An 18,157-nucleotide genomic window follows, 5' to 3' on the forward strand; every position below is an offset into this window, starting at 1 on the left:
TGCCGCTTATATCTCTATTTAGAGTCGCCCTAACGATAGTGATTACCGTTAGAAACAGTAGATAGTAAAAAGTGATGTCTTTTATATAGGTTTATAAAGCTAGCGTTATAAAAACAGACAGCAGTACAAAAACTCTACAACTCACTTTCTAAGAATTCACTTCAGTAAACTTCAATCAACATGAGTAAACCGTGTTCACTATAATAAACAAGGCTGAGTCAGTTTTACACCCTTAACAAGATTAAAACAGCTCAAAATGTGACATTTAACAATTTAAAAACAATTATTCGATGCATACAAAAACGCGATATTGATGATTTTCACATCAATATCGCGTCATTTGGCAAACGTTAGAAACAAAAGCAAACGTTTGCATCCACTATAAGAAATTCGACCTTTGTTAATTTATTTTGCTGTCACCCACAAAATGAGCGCGTCTTCTGCGCTAGTCGAGATAAGCATGTGACCCATATTGGCATCGTAATACATGCTATCACCTTCACTCATAGGCACCGGTTCGTAGAACTCTGAGTAGAACATCACATCGCCGGAGATAATCATTAAGAACTCTTCACCGTCGTGACGAACCCAATCATTGTACTCTTCAAAAGTACGAGCTCTCACGCGGCTCTTAAATGGCATCATCTTCTTATTAGACAGCTCTGTTGCAAGCAGTTCATGCTCGTATGTTGGGGTTGGATGAGGTTTACCCTGACCGACTTTAGTTAAATCTCGCCGACCTGTTGCAACTTTTTTTCTAGGTGGTTCAAATAGTTGCGGCATATCTATTTGCAAACCCATCGCTAATTTTTGCATAGCTTGAAAGGTTGGCGAAATTTGTTCGTTCTCGATTTTACTGAGCGTAGAACGAGCTAAGCCAGTACGCTGACTCGCCTCTTCTAGCGTAATCCCAAGCTTGCTGCGAATATCTTTAATACGCTGACCGAGCCTAAGTGGTTCAATATTCTGGTCTAACGTTTCTTTCGCCAACGTTAAAGATGGGTACTCATCATAAATGTCTTCTGACATAGGTCCCTCATTAATTTCTTACTTCCTGTCTATTAAACTCATTGTTGCATGAAGCGCTTTGTTGATTAAAGAGCGCACACAGAAATAAAGCGTGCTCCCCGTAGCAAAACCAGAAAAGTTGTTTCCTATTGGAAATTTTTGTTGAAAATTGAATTTAACGGAGCTATGTTATCGACTTGTTAGATGAAGAGATGCTACTTCAGCTTGCTGCAAATGATAAATTTAACATTTGTAAGAGCTGTTTTTACCCGAACTTTTTTGGGAAACAATTCGTGCTGCATTGACCCTACAACGATCGCTTAGACGCTGTAAGAGTATATTTATAACGCTATTCACGTTTATTTATACCTATATAGCGCAAACGATACCGATGCAGAAATCAACGTAAGACCTAATGGACTATAAAAACAATCACCATTAGCTTAATGAAAGGTCTCGACAATGAACGCTTACCAAAACCATAGCTTAGACAGTTTTTTCTCTACAAACCTATCTGGTACTGACGACGCTGTATTTGCTGGAATCCAAGCAGAGAACACTCGTCAAAACGAACAAATCGAACTTATTGCTTCTGAGAACATCGTTTCTAAAGCAGTAATGCAAGCTCAAGGCACTTGCCTAACCAATAAATACGCGGAAGGTTATCCAGGCCGTCGTTATTACGGTGGTTGTGAGCACGTAGATACCGTTGAATCTATTGCGATTGAACGCGCTAAACAGCTGTTCAAATGTGAATACGTAAACGTGCAGCCTCACTCTGGCGCTCAAGCAAACGGAGCAGTTAAACTTGCGCTACTTCAACCTGGCGACACTATCCTAGGTATGTCTCTAGACGCTGGTGGTCACCTTACACACGGTGCACGTCCTGCAATGTCGGGCAAGTGGTTCAACGCAGTACAATACGGTGTAGACCGCGATACTCTAGAAATCGATTATGAAGCGGTACGCGCTTTAGCTATCGAAAGCCAACCTAAAATGATTATTGCTGGTGGTAGTGCTATCCCACGCGTTATTGATTTTGCCAAGTTCCGTGAAATCGCTGACGAAGTTGGCGCAATCCTAATGGTAGATATGGCACACATCGCGGGCCTCATCGCAACAGGTGCTCACCCTAGCCCACTACCACACGCACACGTTGTTACTACAACAACTCACAAAACACTTCGTGGCCCACGCGGCGGTATGATTCTTACTAACCACGAAGACATCAACAAAAAGATCAACTCTGCAGTGTTCCCTGGCCTTCAAGGCGGCCCACTAATGCACGTTATCGCGGCTAAAGCTGTGGCGTTTGGCGAAGCTCTTGGCCCAGAATTTAATACTTATATTGATTCAGTGATCGACAACGCAAAAGTTCTCGCTGAAGTGTTGCAAACTCGCGGTTGTGACATTGTGACTGGCGGTACAGACACGCACCTGATGTTGGTTGACCTTCGCCCTAAGGGCTTGAAAGGTAACGTAACTGAAGAAGCATTAGAACGTGCAGGGATCACATGTAACAAAAATGGCATACCATTCGATACAGAGAAGCCTATGATTACTTCTGGTATCCGTTTAGGTACGCCAGCTGGAACCAGTCGTGGTTTTGGCACTGAAGAATTCAAACTTATCGGTGAATGGATCGGTGATGTACTTGATGGCTTAGTTGAGAGCCCTGAAGGCAACGCTGAAGTTGAGCAACGTGTTCGCAAACAAGTTAAAGAGCTTTGCAAGCGCTTCCCTCTTTACCGTTAAACCGTTTTTAAGATTTAAATTAAAACCTCATAAATTTTTGGAGAATAAGCAATGGACAATACACTAAAGTTTGCAGACAGCCACGAGTGGGTAAAAGACAACGGTGACGGTACTGTGACTATCGGTATTTCTGAGCACGCTCAAGAAATGCTAGGTGACGTTGTGTTTGTTGACCTGCCTGACACTGGAGACGAAATAGAAGCTGGTGAAAGCTTCTCTCTCGTTGAATCAGTGAAAGCAGCTTCTGATATCTACGCACCAATCTCTGGCGAAATCGTAGAAATCAACGAAGAATTAGAAGATAGCCCTGAGTTAATTAACGAAGAATCTTATGAAGGTGGCTGGATTGTTAAAGTGAAGATGTCTGATGCGTCTGAACTAAACAACCTTAAAGATGCGGAAGAATACCTAAGCTCTATCGAAGAAGATTAATAGGTAACCTCATTACGATAAAGCTGCTCTTGTGAGCAGCTTAATTTTAGGGGCTAGCTCACGGCTCCAGAGAGAAAGTAGAACATATCATGACTGAATTACTTCAAAGCCAATTACTGAAAGACCTGGGTACTCAAAACGAGTTTGTTGCTCGTCATAACGGCCCTAATAAAGCAGACCAGCAAAAAATGCTTGAAGCGATCAACGCGACTAGCTTAGACGCACTGATCGATGAAACGGTTCCTGCACAAATCCGTCTTGAAAAACCAATGACACTTGCTGCGCCACTGAGCGAAATGGACATGCTGACCTCTCTTAAGGAGATCGCGAACCTAAACCAAGTAAAACGTACTTTCATTGGCCAAGGCTACTACAACACATTCACTCCAAACGTTATTCTGCGTAACGTTTTAGAGAACCCAGGCTGGTACACAGCTTACACACCATACCAACCAGAGATTTCTCAAGGTCGTCTTGAAGCTCTACTAAATTACCAACAAATGGTAATGGATCTAACAGGTATGGAAATCGCGAACGCATCCCTTCTTGATGAAGCGACAGCGGCTGGCGAAGCAATGACACTGTGTAAGCGTGCTGGCAAAAGCAAGAGCAAAGTATTCTTCGTTGCTGACGATGTTCACCCTCAAACACTAGAAGTTGTTAAAACTCGTGCTGAGTACATCGGTTTTGAAGTAATGGTTGGCGCTCTTGAAACACTTCCTGAGCAAGACGTATTTGGTGCGCTTCTTCAATACCCTAGTACAACGGGTGAAGTTCGCGACTTAACAGACATCATTGCGAAAGCTCAAGCTAACAAAACACTGGTAACAGTTGCTACTGACCTACTTGCTTCAGCTCTACTCAAGCCAGCTGGCGAAATGGGCGCAGACGTAGTCATCGGTTCAGCGCAACGTTTCGGCGTTCCTATGGGTTACGGCGGTCCACACGCTGCATTCATGGGTACTCGTGAAAAGCATAAGCGTACAATGCCAGGTCGTGTAATCGGTGTATCTATCGATACTCACGGTAACCAAGCACTACGTATGGCAATGCAAACTCGTGAGCAACACATCCGCCGCGAGAAAGCGACATCGAACATCTGTACAGCTCAAGCACTTCTAGCAAACATGGCGTCTTTCTACGCGGTTTACCACGGTGCAGAAGGCCTACGCACTATTGCTCGTCGTACACACCACATGACAGCTATCCTAGCGGCTGGCCTGACTAAAGCGGGTTACGAGCTAACAAACAACAGCTTCTTCGATACCATCACGATCAACTCTGAAGAGAAGACAGATGCACTGTATGCGAAAGCACAAGCAGCAGACATCAACCTTCGCCTTCTCAAGGGTAAAATCGGTATCAGCTTAGATGAAACTACAACGATCGACGACGTGAACTCACTGTTTGCAATCTTCGACGTGAAAGAAGACGTTCAAGCACTATCTTCTGACATTGCATCAAACGAGTTTGCAGCAATTCCAGAAAACTGCCGTCGTGAATCAGAGTTCCTAACTCACCCAGTATTCAATACGCACCACAGCGAAACGCAAATGATGCGTTACCTAAAACAGCTTGAGAACAAAGACTTCTCACTAACGCACGGCATGATCCCACTGGGAAGCTGTACGATGAAGCTGAACGCTGCTGCTGAGATGATTCCAGTAACATGGCCTGAGTTTGGTTCAATTCACCCATTCGCACCTCTAGAGCAAGCTGCTGGTTACACGGCACTAGCAAAAGATCTTAAAGAGAAGCTATGTGAAATCACTGGTTACGACGATTTCTCACTACAGCCTAACTCTGGTGCATCTGGCGAATACGCAGGTCTAATCGCAATTCAACGTTACCATGCAAGCCGCGGTGAAGCTCACCGTAACGTTTGTCTGATTCCAAGCTCTGCGCACGGTACTAACCCTGCTACAGCATCAATGGTTTCAATGAAGGTAGTGGTTGTTAAGTGTGATGAAGATGGCAACATCGACATGACAGACCTAGCAGCGAAAATCGAGAAGCACAAAGAAAACCTATCAAGCATCATGATCACTTACCCTTCTACGCACGGCGTATACGAAGAGCAAGTGAAAGAAGTGTGTGAACAAGTTCACGCAGCGGGTGGTCAGGTTTACCTAGACGGCGCGAACATGAACGCTCAAGTAGGTCTAACTTCACCTGGCTTCATCGGTTCAGACGTATCTCACTTGAACCTACACAAAACATTCTGTATTCCACACGGTGGTGGCGGTCCGGGTATGGGTCCTATCGGTGTTAAATCGCACCTAGCACCTTTCCTACCGGGTCACATCGAAAACGGTGTCCAAGGTTCTGACTACGCGGTATCAGCAGCAGATTTAGGTAGTGCTTCAATCCTACCTATCTCTTGGGCTTACATCGCAATGATGGGCGAACCTGGCCTTACGGACGCGACTAAAGTTGCGATTCTAAACGCGAACTACGTGATGGAGAAACTACGTCCTCACTACCCTGTTCTTTACCGTGGCACTAACGGCCGCGTAGCTCACGAATGTATTATCGATATTCGTCCGCTTAAAGAAGACACAGGCATCAGCGAAGAAGATATTGCTAAGCGTCTAATGGACTTCGGTTTCCACGCGCCTACTATGTCTTTCCCAGTAGCTGGCACACTAATGGTTGAGCCAACTGAGTCAGAAGATTTAGAAGAGCTAGACCGTTTCTGTGAAGCGATGATTGCAATCCGTCACGAAATGGCAGCTGTGAAAGCGGGTGAATGGCCACTAGACAACAACCCTCTAGTGAACGCACCGCACACACAAGTTGACCTAGCTGGCGCAGAATGGGATCGCCCTTACTCTCGCGAACTGGCTTGCTTCCCATCGAAAGCAACTAAGAACTCGAAGTACTGGCCAACAGTTAACCGTGTAGACAACGTATACGGCGACCGTAACCTAATCTGTTCTTGCCCAAGCATCGATAACTACGAAGACTAATTCGTAGCGGCGCTAAGCAGCGAAACATAACAAAGGCGAACCAAACGGTTCGCCTTTTTGTTTTCTGAAATCTGAGCCTGACAAAAGCATTGACCTTACCGTAAGGGAAAGGTTTATGGTTGTTTTAAACCAACACTGAATTAGGAATCAATGATGGGATGTTGTAACAAGGCTCCAAAAGGTGGTGCCCCTCTTGGCTTACTTTTGAAGGTAACGTTAGGGATTGGGCTTTTGGTGTTTCTGCTGGCTCTGTGGCAGTAGAAGCTAATGTAACTAGGTTTGAATCTAAGAAGTGATGGTTAAGTAAGGGGTAGATAGCGCCAAATTGCTATTGGCGCCATAGTCGTTTGTTATAAGTACAGTTTCTACGTTACTTGATTTGAACTGAGCACTTTAGCTAAGTGTTCAGAGTAGTCGATGACAGCTTTCAAGATAAGAGTTGTTACACCAAACTCATGTTGTTCAATCTCAAATATGTCGATCATACCAATTAACTGTGAGTCGCTATATTGATTCGCGCTGTACATTAGCTTCAAGCTTTCAAGAGATAGGTTCGAAATAAATTTAACAGTCACATCAAATTCACCATACTTGTCAACGAGTGTCCTAACTTTCATTGATTTCTGACTTAGTTCACTGTTCGAAATGTGAACATTATAGTTTCTTAACAACTTTATCATGTGAAGAATAGGGTTCTTAGATTTATATATAGCAAACTCCGCATTGCTCAACGTCGGATATAGTTGTTTCAATAAATCTTCAAGACCAACAAATTCACATAAAGCTGACCGTATATGAGTCGCTTCCTTTGCACTCAAAGGTATACACTTTTTTACTGGCTCACCAGATACCATCGAACAATGGTAAATGACACTGCAAACTCGATCATAGACATCTGGAAAATCTACCAACCTTTTTGCTGGCTCAGGGGTCAATAAGTACCCATGTTCAACTTTTGTAGCAAGATTAAAATCTAATTTCATACTGAGAACTCAACGTACTTATAACGCCCAATTAAGGTGTGAGCCACGCTACCACTAAACTAGACTTAGACACCGTAATCACTGAACTTGACCCAAACCAAAAATGCCAAGCGTGGGGAGTCACTCTTAAATTGTTTGTTATAACGTTTCAAAATCCAAGCGCAAATCTAATAAGTCGCTTGTTGCATGAAGTTCAAACACAATTTGTGTGCAACCTACCGTACCTGTTTTGTGAGTAGCTGTATCTTTACACATCTCATACGCGACAAAATTTAGGTTTTTGCAAGCATTAAGTAAATCTACTTCACGAGGAAGCTTCAGCAAGCGTGCCACTTTTGAATAAAATGGGATTGCTTCTTTTTTTGATAAAATTGTAGATATTATCTGGCGCAGCTCATTTTGATCATCTAGAGAAGCGTTTGCATTAGTAATTTTTGCACGATTTTTTAGGCAAAATGCTGACAGTGAACCAAGAGCCTCTTTAAAGGAAACTATCGGTTCTAGCACTAATTTCAAAACAAACTGTCCCAAAACAAAAACTAAGAAACCTGAAACTACTGTAAGTAAAACTGACACTTTAAACCCTCTAAGTTATAACGCCTTGTTAAGGTGTGAGGCACGCAATACTGACGCCTCTGCATACCACCTTAATCACTGTACCTACCGCATAGTAAAAATGCCACGCGTGCCGAATCACCCTTGAACAATTTGTTAGGCAAATTTTAAAAATATGCACCGACTACTGACATGCAGTGCTGAACCGTGTTCTCTTTTTCACCGACTGGCGCGACATAATGAATTGCCGATTCAGCATCCGCCCTACTCGACAACTTACTAATAACCCACGCAGCTAAGTACTTTGATGACAAACAACCACCTGCTGTTGCAAGATTACCATTAGCATAAAATGGCTGCTCTAGAACGGTCACTCCTGATTCGACAACCCAAGGTCTCGTTGTTAAATCGGTACAAGCTGGTATTTGATGCAGTAAACCAAGCACAGACATGAGCAAAGTACCTGAACATTGCCCACCAATTAACTGAGTTTCAGGGTTTAGCTTTAACCTTGAAAGTATATCTCTATCTTGAGCAATATCGCGCGTTAGTACACCGCTACCAAACAATACAACGTTGGCTTGATTCGCAAACTCTAGAGGCTGTTGAGATTGAATTGTAACTCCGTTCATTGAAGTGACGTACTGAGATGGACTCGTTATTTGCACGTTCCAACCTGCGTCTTTCATTCGGTTTAAAATTCCCGCGGCTATAAATGAATCAAGTTCATTAAATCCGTCAAATGTTAGTACTGCGATATCCATATCTACTCCTATTTGCCTAACAGCTATTAGATAGAAAATTCTGCATTTAAATATAGAATATTTCTATCTAGTTTCTTATGCCATCAATTGTACTAAATTTGGTTCATCTATAACAGTGACTTATGATGTGCGCATTGAAATTCAACAAGCAAATATAGAAACTTTCTATCTAGTATGATTCACATTAAAATCATCAGGTTATGTACATAGAAACAGTATCTAACACCATGTAAATCTGGCGTTCTTCCAGAGCAAATTAGCCCCTATAAATCCAATGCTTGACCCTATACGGTAAGGTGTTTATATTGTCGCCCGCCCAACGGGCACATCCTAAAATACACACCGGCCATCCTGCCATCATTCGTGTATTTATATTGGTGTTGTGAACTTCCATGCTAACGAAATTTCGTCCTTTTACTCGTGAATCGGGTGCGCTTATGCATCTTTCGATTCCAATCATTTTGACTCAAATAGCTACCCAAACCATGGGATTTGTCGATACGACAATGGCTGGCCAAGTAAGCCCTGCCGATCTCGCCGCTATTGCACTTGGCACTAGCCTTTGGATCCCAGTGTTACTGCTACTGCGTGGCGTGATTATGGCGTTAACGCCTGTTGTCGCTTACCACCGCGGCGCACGTGACTTTCAAAGTATCTCTGTTGAATTCTTCCAGATGGTTTGGTTGGCATTAATTTCTAGCGTATTACTCATCGCTTATTTGGTGAGTGCAAAACCGATCTTAGAATGGATTGGTGTAGCCGCTGAGATCATTCCAATTGGCAGTGACTATGCGTTCGCCCTAGCCTTTGGTGTACCGGGTATTGCTCTGTTCTACACCTTAAACGGCTTCTGTGAGGGTATGAACAACACCAAAGTACCAATGATCATTTCGGTGGTTGGTTTGTTGGTGAATATTCCGGTCAACTACGTGCTTATCTACGGAAAGTTCGGCTTCCCTGAAATGGGCGCTGTAGGTTGTGGCTGGGCAACAAGTTTGGTGTATTGGCTGATGTCGGGAATGCTGTATTCCTACATAAAAGGTCATCACCACTATAAAACCATCATCAGCTTTGCAGACGCTAAGCCAAAAGCAAAAGAGATGCTTCATCTTTTAAGACTAGGTTTGCCTATAGGCATGAACATCGCAGTATGTGGCAGTATCTTTGCGGTAATCGCACTGATGATTGGTCGTATTGGTGCAGAGAACGTGGCAGCAGCACAAATTGCTCTGAATATATCGAGCCTGACTTACGTGATTCCAATGAGTATCTCATTTGGCATTACAATTCGTGTTGGGCATGCACTAGGCGAGCAAGATGAACTAGGCGCAATTGAACGCAGCAAAGTCGGTATCTTAGTTGCAGCATTAATCTCACTTCTTTCAGTAGCGATGTTCTTACTGTTCCCTGAGTGGATCATTAGGCTTTACACCACCGACCCTGCGATAAGCGCAACGGCAGCGGTATTGTTGACCTTTACAGCTATGTATCAATTCAGCGATGCATTGCAAACGTCTGCTAACGGCGCACTGCGTGGCTATAAAGACACTAAGATCCCGATGATCTTAGCTATCGCTTCATATTGGGGCTTGGCACTACCACTGGGCATGGTGTTGGGCTTAACAGACCACATTGTACCTGCAATGGGTGAAGAAGGCTTTTGGATTGGTATCCTAACGGGATTGAGCGTTTCAGCGACGCTGATGTTAATTCGCTTGCGATACGTGATTAAGAAGCGTGACTTGCCGCCAGCAGATGCAGCAATAGCAAACTAAGATAGACCATTAAGCTAATACAAAAAAGCGCGTTATTGCTACTCGGCAATAACGCGCTTTTTTATTGAATTTCTATAAGTCAGTTAATGTATTTGGGTTAACATTCGTCATTCACTACACGAACGGTGCATTCACAACCACCAGCAGGACATTCATTTCCGGTTACTCGCCCACCAAAAGAATCGTAAAGAACATAACAACCTTGGCGCGTTTCTAGATCCGCGTCAGTTATGTTCGTACTATCTAATTCAGCTTGGGTAAAATCGTAGTCATACCCGACCACAGTGTGTCGATTACCAAAATCAGAAGTTAAGCTGTCATCATCTGACAAAGTCATAAAGTCGATCATCGTCAATTTGTCGCCCGACTCTCCCCGGCTCTCTGGGCAAAGCGTTCCCCCAATCAACCTCAACGCTACCGATACCAAAATCGATTACATAGTTACTCTGATCACCTGGATTTGATGCGTCAGGATCAAGCCCTGCGATAATAGCTTTAGAAGTCACCTGCGTGATCACGCCTTCCATCGCACCCGCAACACCTTCAAGTACTGCTTCTCTCGCTGACTCTTGAATATTGAGGAACCTCGGGGCTGTTGTAACGGCCAATACTCCAAGTATCACGATCACAATGATTAATTCCATTAAAGTAAATCCGTTTTTCTTCATAACACCCACATCAACTGACAACTACAGATACAATTACTGAATGAATTATCAATAACTATACATCGTGATGAGATGCGGGACACCTTATGTGTCGCGTCAGAGTTGTTGTTTAGTCGATTTTTAGACCTTGCGCATGAGAGGATGAAAATTAACGCCTTGTTGTCGCTGTCTTATTTGATCGCGTTGTTTTGAATGAGCTAAATTGTCACGATATTACACTGCAGGTACATTCTTCATTTCTGTTGCGCTCTATCGGAGTATCTGCGTCTGCATATCGCAAAAAAATAGCGCTCATGTATGACATAAGCGCTATTCAATAACTGGAGACTCACACATCTCTTAAAGAGGTATGTTGGGAAGTCTAGATTTTAAATGAACCAACATAACGATCGAGAACTTGTGACAACTCTGCCAGCTGCTGGCTTGATTGCTCTAGCTTCTCACTTGCGCTCAAACCGTTTTTGACTGAGCTATTAACCGTATCCATGTTCATATTAATTTCATTCGCCACCGCTGATTGCTGCTCAGTTGCTGTGGCAACTTGAGTGTTAATATCGAGAATGGCCAAAACTTGCGTGGAAATTTTTTCCAAAGCTTGGCGAGCCATTTCTGTTTCAGTCGTACCGTCTTCAATTAAGCTCTTACTATTACTCATCGAGCTAACAGCGTTCTTAGCTTCGGTTTGAAGTTGGTTGATCATGTTGTCAATTTCATCGGTAGACTGCGCAGTTTTTGTCGCAAGATTACGAACTTCATCAGCAACGACAGCAAAGCCTCGGCCAGCCTCACCAGCACGCGCAGCTTCAATTGCAGCGTTTAGTGCAAGCAAGTTTGTTTGCTCAGAGATACCTCGAATAACGTCAAGAATCGTACCGATGGACTGTGTATTATCAGCAAGGCTCACGATGATGTCAGAAGCACTATTCATCTCTGCTTCAAGATTCAAAATTGAAGTCGACGTTTTTTCGATTGTCTTATGACCTTCTTGAGTTTCACTCGCAGCCATATTTGCCGCACTGGCCGCACTGGCCGCGCTAGATGCAATTTCATTGACCGTGGCAATCATTTCATTCATAGACGTCACGACCAACATAGTTTGTTCGTTCTGTTCTTGTCCTCTTTGCAATGCTTGCTGCGATTGCTCACGAAGACCAATAGCGGTGCTATTTAATTCAACACCCGTATTCACCGTTTGGGTAATTATCTCGTGGACCTTACCAACAAACACATTGAAAGCCGTTGAGATTTGAGCAACTTCATCATTCCCTTTGATCGGCAGACGTACTGATAGATCGCCATCACCTTCAGAAATATCTCGTAGTGTGTTTTTTAGTACCAAGAGAGGCTGCATCAGTTTGTTCAGAAGAAACGATAGAACAACGAGACAAACAACAAAAATGAAAACCATCGAAGCGAGCTGATAGCTAATAATGCCATTCGTTGCTTGGCTAACCTCTGTGATCGGGATACCGATATCAAAAGTACCGTACAGCTCACCGTTGACGTAGATCGGTGCCATGATGTCAAACACCCACACTTGTTGAACATCTGCGTACCACTTCGAATACTGTTGTACGCCTTTGGTTGCACCTTCAACGGTATAACTATCTTCATAAACTTTATTGAGCTTATTTTTATCGCTGTGTGCGATAGCACTTACGTTGCTATCAATAACAATGGCATAAGTCACATCAGATCGCTGTTTCAGCTCACCCACCAGCTTTTGTAAATCTTGAACTGGGTTGTCCGAATTCTCTAAGATATACCCAGCGTTCCCAGCCAAGAACTCAGCTTGAACTTGAGATTTGTTCAATATTATCTCATCAATTTTTTCGCTTGAGATGAAATAAGTTGACGCCATACTCGCAGCGACGGCAATGCCAAACATTATAAAAACGGCAAATAGGATTGTTTTCTTCATTTCGGTTGTCTCGACGCAAGTTTGTTAAAATTTCTCTAAAGGTTTCAAAAAATGAAACCAAAGCTCGCACGTTTTCTCTCGTGTTCAAGCTCACCACTATTCCTTTATCTGTTAAAAGCCCGATAACTTTAGCTGAAGAATATAAAAAACATATGCTGATCACATTTGTGCAACACGAAAAATCATTCAAAAAAGTCAATTAATTGGAAATCAAGTAGTTGGATATCAAGTTAAAGGGAAGAAATATCGCTTAATAAATAAGTGCAAAAACACCCGTTAATGTAGCGTCAGTTCAGGTAGGAACAACATAATCAAATCACATAGACAGCCCAATAAGAGCCTTCCTTGATGCGTTGCGATGCAAAGACACTCTTCCCACTAATCGATTTCTAATAAAGATGTAACCCATTTTTGTAGCGGATCGTCATTATATCTCGGGTGCCAAGCGGCTATCACATCGAAACTCTCAGGCGATTGTTCCATTGGAAGTTTGACTAGGTTCAGCCCTTCTATCGCTCTGGATGGTAAGAAAGCAATCGAGTCAGTGGTGTTTAAATACATAGGTACAATCGAGAAACACGGGGCGGATACTACGACATTGCGCTTTAATCCGAACTTCCCAAACCATTCGTCAATCGACCCTTTAAAGTTTGGCCGTGATGGTGATGCAATTATGGTTGGGTAACTTGCAACCTCTTCTAGTGAAGGCGTGGTTTGTGCGATAGATGAATGAGGTGAAGTGACACAAACATGGTTCTCTTCAAACAGCTTAATGACTTTATAACTATCTGGAATGTAATCAGGAAACGCGATCGCTAAGTTCACCTTACCGCTTTCCATTAGCTCCTGCAGATTATCGATTTCGAAGTCACGCACAATCAACTTTAACTCTGGCGCTTGCTCCCTTAGCTTTGCAATTAAGCTTGGTAGGATGATCTGCTGGGCATAATCCGTCGCCGCAATTACAAACGTCCCGTTAGCTTTCTCCGGCACAAAGTTGGTCTTTGATAACAACAAATTGAAATCGATAAGTAAACGATCCACTCCTATCGATAGCTCTTGTGCAAACGTCGTCGGGACAAAGCCATTAGTTTTCCTTACAAATAACCTATCGTCGAACACTTCTCTTAATTTCTTCAAATGCTCACTAACAGCTTGCTGAGTCAGCCCCAATTGATTGGCGGCTTTGGATGCGTTCTCTTCACGTATTAGCGCTTGGAAAACCCTGAGTTGCTTTATGTCTAATCGATCTAATTTGCTCAAACTTACCTACCGCTCTGAAATTGGATTCTTTGTGAGTGTAACACTGCACAAGAAAAACCAGTAACACTCACAATTAAGCTTTGTTTCTACTTGTTTAGTTATTTGGTTAAAGTTCTTCCATCGAAACGAAACACATACAGATCGGAGAACAACATGAAAACAATCATTCTAATTGGCGCACGTGGCAAGATGGGTCAAGCAGCATTAATGGGCTTAGGCAATCATAACGTTATCACTGCGGGTCGCTCTGGCGATGTAGACCATATTGTTGACATCACTGACCCACAATCAATTGAAGCGCTGTACAAGAACGTTGGACACTTTGATGCGGTTGTGAACACCGTTGGCCTCTGCGAATACAATACCTTTGCGGATATGACGGAAGAACAGTGGATGACCACGGTAATGAGCAAGATGATGGGACAAATTAACCTTGTTCGTATCGGCCAAAAGTACATCGCTGACGGTGGTTCATTTACGCTGATTAGTGGCATATTGAACGTTAAACCAATCCCTTTTGCAATTGCCGACGCAACCACTAGCGGTGCGATAGACACCTTCGTAAAGTGTGTCGCTTATGAAATGCCAAGAAATACTCGTATCAATGTCATTAACCCGACCGTTCTTGCTGAAGCATGGGATGTTTACGGTGAAATGATGCCAGGCTTTGAACCTGTACCAAGCAAATTAGTAGGCAAAGCCTTCGAGCGTTCAGTCGATGGCTTCCTTACTGGTGAAGTAATTTTCGTAGACGCTTAGATCTCGTCAGTAAACGTTTTTGTAAGCGCTAGATTTTTATGAAAATTGCTTTGATCGATACCTAATCCGTCTATGTCTAATAAAAAAGGCGAACCATTTGGTTCGCCTTCTTGTTTGAAAATCGTGCTTAAAAAGTCATGTTTATCGATTTATCGCCAAATATGATCCAGCCGCAATCATTATTCCACCTGCACTTTGGTTTAATCTTTTATGTGCGCGTGGCGTTTTAAGTAAACTTGCCATTCTGCCCGCCCCCATTGCAATTAGCATTAAACCGGACATCAGAGCAACAGATGCTAAAACAGAAACCAAGACGATATCTTGTGAACGCAAAACCGTTAGATCAACGAAAGTTGGCAAGAACGAAATATAGAACAAAATTACTTTGGGATTTGATGCCGAAATTAAAAACCCTTGCGCAAAACTGGCGAGTTCTGATTTCTGACTTTGCTTGGCCGCGAGCTCCGCTGAACCTTGCACTTCAGGTAGGCTCTTAAACATCTTGTAGCCTAAGTAAATCAAATAAGCGGCACCAACGTAGCGAATCACCTCGAAAGAAAACGACCAATTCTCAGCAATCGTCGCGAGACCAAAACAGGCAAGCGTAAGATAAATAAGATCACTGCATATCATTCCTAACGAAAGAGTGATGCATTTTCGCCATCCCTGAACCATGCCACGAGCTAAAATGGCAAAGACTCCAGGTCCTGGAGTGATACCAAATATAAACATGGCAATAAAGAATGTAACTGCACCTTCCAATGACATCGGCTTGTCCTTACTTATAAGTCAGCGTGATTGATCCAGAACGTACCATGCAGCCTTGATTCTGGTAAAGAACGTTTTTGACTAACAACGATTCGCGCTGCGCATGTTTTGAATAAGTGTCACACGTAATTTACCCACTAAGCATGTCTAGTAAGCAAGAACCAAGGTATTTTTCGTTAAGACATAAAAAGGCAAACCTAGTGGCTCGCCTTTGAAAAATATTGATTACAAATCAACGTGACAAGATTAGTTCGCTATTGGTGACAACAACTCTGGGTTTACAACTATGTTTCTCACTCCATGCGCGTGATCTTCGTTGAAGTCATTGCCTTCACACCAGCTGCCAACCGTCGCAATGTTTACTTTCGCTACTTGTGGTCTCACGCTCCATGTTACTTGGAACGGCGAACCTTGTTCATTATAGCCAGGGCCCGTTGTAGAGCCAGCGTATTGAATAGCTGACCCCGTATTTTGTGGAATATTTGGAGCTTGGTTTAAACCGTTGACTTTAGAGTGCTTCGCTAATGCTTCGAAGTCGAGAGCTTTGCCGTCATTGACTAGCACGAAAACTTGGGTTTCTACACGCAGCTGCGGGTTGGTAATTGCATTATTAAAACAAGCGCCCAATGTTTCACCCGGTTCAACTTGCGCCGTTGAATATACGTAATGCACCTCAATAGTATCTCCCGAGTGAAGAGAACCATGGTCACTTGGACAAACCTTTTGATCGAATGGTTTAAGTTCAGCCGCACTTAGCTTACCTGTGTATTTGAAACCACTTTGGAAGCCCTTACCATCACCGTTGCCGGCGTATTGAGTAAACTCTCCACCTTTGTGCTCAGCGTTTTTGTGGAAGTGAATATTACACAAGTTCATTGCGGTAGAATCTGGTGCATCCGAAAACAAACGTGCGTTGGTCCCCTTTAAAGACCCCAAATCACGAGGGGCTTGCGGACCGAAACCTTTCCCTTGAGTATTTTCGGACAGGTTCGCTCTTTGTTCAGCGATAACACTGTCTGCCACAGACTCATGACTCGCATCTGATGCGTTCGCTTGAGCTGACAACATCACCATCGCGACGCTTAAAAATAGACTCTTATTCTTCATATCTCTTCCCTAGAATATTGATAACTAAACCCAAATACACGTTACAGCAAAGATTTTACTATGCTCACCAATGAATATAAGGGTTGTCTCTGTAAGATTAGATTTCATTGCTTAATTAGGGAGGAATATTAGAACCCTTGATGCATATAACAAGTCAAGTACAGCAAATTCCGCGAGTCCCTTCCATAACGAATAAATTCCTACTTTCGTTGACGGTCTCGTGACTCAAACTCGTAGAATACTGATTGACGAAAACCAATTAGAGCAATGAAAAAGAATGGTAAGATCTAAAAAGCGAACCCATGGCTCGCTTTCATCGTTTGATTTGTTCTGTAGAGTTGGAGCTAATGTGTAACCGCTACCCGTGACCTGTAGCAAATATCCCAAATGTCATGACGTTCAATGCGTCTGTCACGCCTTCTAGAGATTTAATCACTTTCTGGGTCGGTGTGTTATTGCGCAAAAAGTAACTTCCGATACCTTTTTCACTTCCAGCTTCAACACTATCTTCTGAGGCCAGTTTCGCATCGGCTTGAGAGTTTTCGACAGATTCAGCTTCTGTATTTGTATTTGAATTAGAGTCTTGCTTTGAGTCAGACTGCGTGTTGGAGTCTAAAGTCACATTAGAATCGTGGCTAGCTACCTCGTCATGTAAAAGCGCAACACTTGTGTCAGCATGTATCTTTATGACATCGAGATGACTTTCTTCCTCTACTACACCTTTTGACACAGTATCTTCGTTGCTCAGAGCCTTGTCTTCGAGCTTGTTATTACTCGCAGTCGAACAAGCAGTTAAGAAAAACAGGCTAACGATGAATGTGGTTAAGTTTCTAACCATAATGACAACGCATGAATCAATAAAACATTGTTCGATTGTATTTTATTTAGTTGACGACATCCAGTGATAAGACAAGTAAATATGAAAAGTCCGCTTTCGAAAGAGTATACGGGTTTAGTGCTCATTATTAAGCTTAATAATGAGAGTCCTCAATCAGATTGCTTTCAGGATCTTCGAGCTTACCAAGTGTATAGGTAATTAAATCGTCGTCTCCAACCTTGAATACCCAAACATTGTCGCCTTTGATAAACTGAAATTCGCTGTTAGATTCATTCGGTTCCAATGTTGCAATAAATTCCGATAATTCAGGAGCATTGATAATAAAGCGCCCATCTGATGTGTTGCTATCTAGGTTGTTGTTCACTTCAATCTTTTTAGTTGAGGCAGGAAGAATATCGGGTAACCAACCTCTATCAAATAATCGCTCTTTTTTGGCTTGCGCATAAATCGCATATTCACTCCTAACGACATCTGAACAGCCAGACATTAAAGCCAGAACCGAAAATGAGATGGAGAGTAATGCCCTATTTTTCATTTAATTACCAACACTTGAAGATATGGCTTTGACAGTGTGCTTGGTCATATCAACATC

General features: G+C 42.9%; 15 protein-coding genes and 1 pseudogene. 5 read left to right on the top strand and 11 right to left on the bottom strand.

Annotation, left to right across the window (positions count from 1 at the left end):
* Positions 1-405: 405 nt before the first annotated feature.
* Entirely contained in the window at positions 406-1,029 is a 624-nt protein-coding gene (locus SJY39_RS11105) for a helix-turn-helix domain-containing protein (protein ID WP_010429452.1), read from the bottom strand.
* 441 nt (positions 1,030-1,470) lie between these two features.
* On the opposite strand from SJY39_RS11105, the gene SJY39_RS11110 reads away from it, so the two are divergent.
* From SJY39_RS11110 to gcvP, 3 genes are all read left to right on the top strand, one after another.
* Positions 1,471-2,763 carry a serine hydroxymethyltransferase gene (locus tag SJY39_RS11110; protein ID WP_010429450.1) on the top strand — a complete coding sequence of 431 codons (1,293 nt, stop codon included), beginning with the start codon at positions 1,471-1,473 and terminating at the stop codon, positions 2,761-2,763.
* A gap of 51 nt (positions 2,764-2,814) precedes the next feature.
* On the top strand, positions 2,815-3,195 hold the full coding sequence (gene gcvH, locus SJY39_RS11115) for a glycine cleavage system protein GcvH (protein WP_004730871.1): 381 nt from the start codon (positions 2,815-2,817) through the stop codon (positions 3,193-3,195).
* Between the two features lie 89 nt (positions 3,196-3,284).
* On the top strand, positions 3,285-6,164 hold the full coding sequence (gene gcvP, locus SJY39_RS11120; RefSeq protein ID WP_016793673.1) for an aminomethyl-transferring glycine dehydrogenase: 2,880 nt from the start codon (positions 3,285-3,287) through the stop codon (positions 6,162-6,164).
* Between the two features lie 365 nt (positions 6,165-6,529).
* On the opposite strand, the gene SJY39_RS11125 is transcribed toward gcvP, so the two are convergent.
* From SJY39_RS11125 to SJY39_RS11135, 3 genes are all read right to left on the bottom strand, one after another.
* Entirely contained in the window at positions 6,530-7,147 is a 618-nt protein-coding gene (locus tag SJY39_RS11125) for a hypothetical protein (RefSeq protein ID WP_372264111.1), read from the bottom strand.
* 138 nt (positions 7,148-7,285) lie between these two features.
* Positions 7,286-7,723, bottom strand: a complete 438-nt coding sequence (locus SJY39_RS11130; RefSeq protein WP_010429440.1) for a hypothetical protein — start codon at positions 7,721-7,723, stop codon at positions 7,286-7,288.
* 146 nt (positions 7,724-7,869) lie between these two features.
* On the bottom strand, positions 7,870-8,466 hold the full coding sequence (locus tag SJY39_RS11135; RefSeq protein ID WP_016793671.1) for a DJ-1/PfpI family protein: 597 nt from the start codon (positions 8,464-8,466) through the stop codon (positions 7,870-7,872).
* A gap of 392 nt (positions 8,467-8,858) precedes the next feature.
* Between SJY39_RS11135 and SJY39_RS11140 the strand changes: the two genes are divergently transcribed.
* Complete coding sequence (locus tag SJY39_RS11140) at positions 8,859-10,241, top strand: MATE family efflux transporter (protein WP_016793670.1); 1,383 nt, start codon at positions 8,859-8,861, stop codon at positions 10,239-10,241.
* Positions 10,242-10,338: 97 nt separating this feature from the next.
* On the opposite strand, the pseudogene SJY39_RS11145 reads toward SJY39_RS11140, so the two are convergent.
* From SJY39_RS11145 to SJY39_RS11155, 3 genes and pseudogenes are all read right to left on the bottom strand, one after another.
* A pseudogene (locus tag SJY39_RS11145) lies at positions 10,339-10,885 on the bottom strand (type II secretion system protein).
* A gap of 385 nt (positions 10,886-11,270) precedes the next feature.
* Positions 11,271-12,797, bottom strand: a complete 1,527-nt coding sequence (locus SJY39_RS11150; RefSeq protein ID WP_016768838.1) for a methyl-accepting chemotaxis protein — start codon at positions 12,795-12,797, stop codon at positions 11,271-11,273.
* 411 nt (positions 12,798-13,208) lie between these two features.
* Positions 13,209-14,093 carry a LysR family transcriptional regulator gene (locus tag SJY39_RS11155; protein WP_016793666.1) on the bottom strand — a complete coding sequence of 295 codons (885 nt, stop codon included), beginning with the start codon at positions 14,091-14,093 and terminating at the stop codon, positions 13,209-13,211.
* A gap of 153 nt (positions 14,094-14,246) precedes the next feature.
* Between SJY39_RS11155 and SJY39_RS11160 the strand changes: the two genes are divergently transcribed.
* A complete protein-coding gene (locus tag SJY39_RS11160; protein WP_010429409.1) occupies positions 14,247-14,852 on the top strand; it encodes a short chain dehydrogenase in 606 nt (201 codons plus the stop codon).
* Between the two features lie 141 nt (positions 14,853-14,993).
* On the opposite strand, the gene SJY39_RS11165 is transcribed toward SJY39_RS11160, so the two are convergent.
* The 4 genes from SJY39_RS11165 to SJY39_RS11180 form a co-directional block, all read right to left on the bottom strand.
* Complete coding sequence (locus SJY39_RS11165) at positions 14,994-15,620, bottom strand: LysE family translocator (RefSeq protein ID WP_016784203.1); 627 nt, start codon at positions 15,618-15,620, stop codon at positions 14,994-14,996.
* A gap of 246 nt (positions 15,621-15,866) precedes the next feature.
* Positions 15,867-16,727 carry a delta-class carbonic anhydrase gene (locus SJY39_RS11170; protein WP_010429404.1) on the bottom strand — a complete coding sequence of 287 codons (861 nt, stop codon included), beginning with the start codon at positions 16,725-16,727 and terminating at the stop codon, positions 15,867-15,869.
* 358 nt (positions 16,728-17,085) lie between these two features.
* Complete coding sequence (locus tag SJY39_RS11175) at positions 17,086-17,565, bottom strand: hypothetical protein (protein WP_016768836.1); 480 nt, start codon at positions 17,563-17,565, stop codon at positions 17,086-17,088.
* 133 nt (positions 17,566-17,698) lie between these two features.
* Positions 17,699-18,100 carry a hypothetical protein gene (locus tag SJY39_RS11180; protein ID WP_029203042.1) on the bottom strand — a complete coding sequence of 134 codons (402 nt, stop codon included), beginning with the start codon at positions 18,098-18,100 and terminating at the stop codon, positions 17,699-17,701.
* Positions 18,101-18,157: the final 57 nt, after the last annotated feature.

The organism is Vibrio sp. R78045, assembly GCF_042466085.1.
Classification (GTDB): Bacteria; Pseudomonadota; Gammaproteobacteria; order Enterobacterales; family Vibrionaceae; genus Vibrio; species Vibrio cyclitrophicus.

Coding starts and splice junctions, on each gene's coding strand:
- SJY39_RS11125 (WP_372264111.1), bottom strand. CDS start 7,147: ATGAAATTAGATTTTAATCTTGCTACAAAAGTTGAACATGGGTACTTA.
- SJY39_RS11150 (WP_016768838.1), bottom strand. CDS start 12,797: ATGTTTGGCATTGCCGTCGCTGCGAGTATGGCGTCAACTTATTTCATC.
- SJY39_RS11140 (WP_016793670.1), top strand. CDS start 8,859: ATGCTAACGAAATTTCGTCCTTTTACTCGTGAATCGGGTGCGCTTATG.
- gcvP (WP_016793673.1), top strand. CDS start 3,285: ATGACTGAATTACTTCAAAGCCAATTACTGAAAGACCTGGGTACTCAA.
- SJY39_RS11160 (WP_010429409.1), top strand. CDS start 14,247: ATGAAAACAATCATTCTAATTGGCGCACGTGGCAAGATGGGTCAAGCA.
- SJY39_RS11175 (WP_016768836.1), bottom strand. CDS start 17,565: ATGGTTAGAAACTTAACCACATTCATCGTTAGCCTGTTTTTCTTAACT.
- SJY39_RS11180 (WP_029203042.1), bottom strand. CDS start 18,100: ATGAAAAATAGGGCATTACTCTCCATCTCATTTTCGGTTCTGGCTTTA.
- gcvH (WP_004730871.1), top strand. CDS start 2,815: ATGGACAATACACTAAAGTTTGCAGACAGCCACGAGTGGGTAAAAGAC.
- SJY39_RS11110 (WP_010429450.1), top strand. CDS start 1,471: ATGAACGCTTACCAAAACCATAGCTTAGACAGTTTTTTCTCTACAAAC.
- SJY39_RS11170 (WP_010429404.1), bottom strand. CDS start 16,727: ATGAAGAATAAGAGTCTATTTTTAAGCGTCGCGATGGTGATGTTGTCA.
- SJY39_RS11105 (WP_010429452.1), bottom strand. CDS start 1,029: ATGTCAGAAGACATTTATGATGAGTACCCATCTTTAACGTTGGCGAAA.
- SJY39_RS11135 (WP_016793671.1), bottom strand. CDS start 8,466: ATGGATATCGCAGTACTAACATTTGACGGATTTAATGAACTTGATTCA.
- SJY39_RS11165 (WP_016784203.1), bottom strand. CDS start 15,620: ATGTCATTGGAAGGTGCAGTTACATTCTTTATTGCCATGTTTATATTT.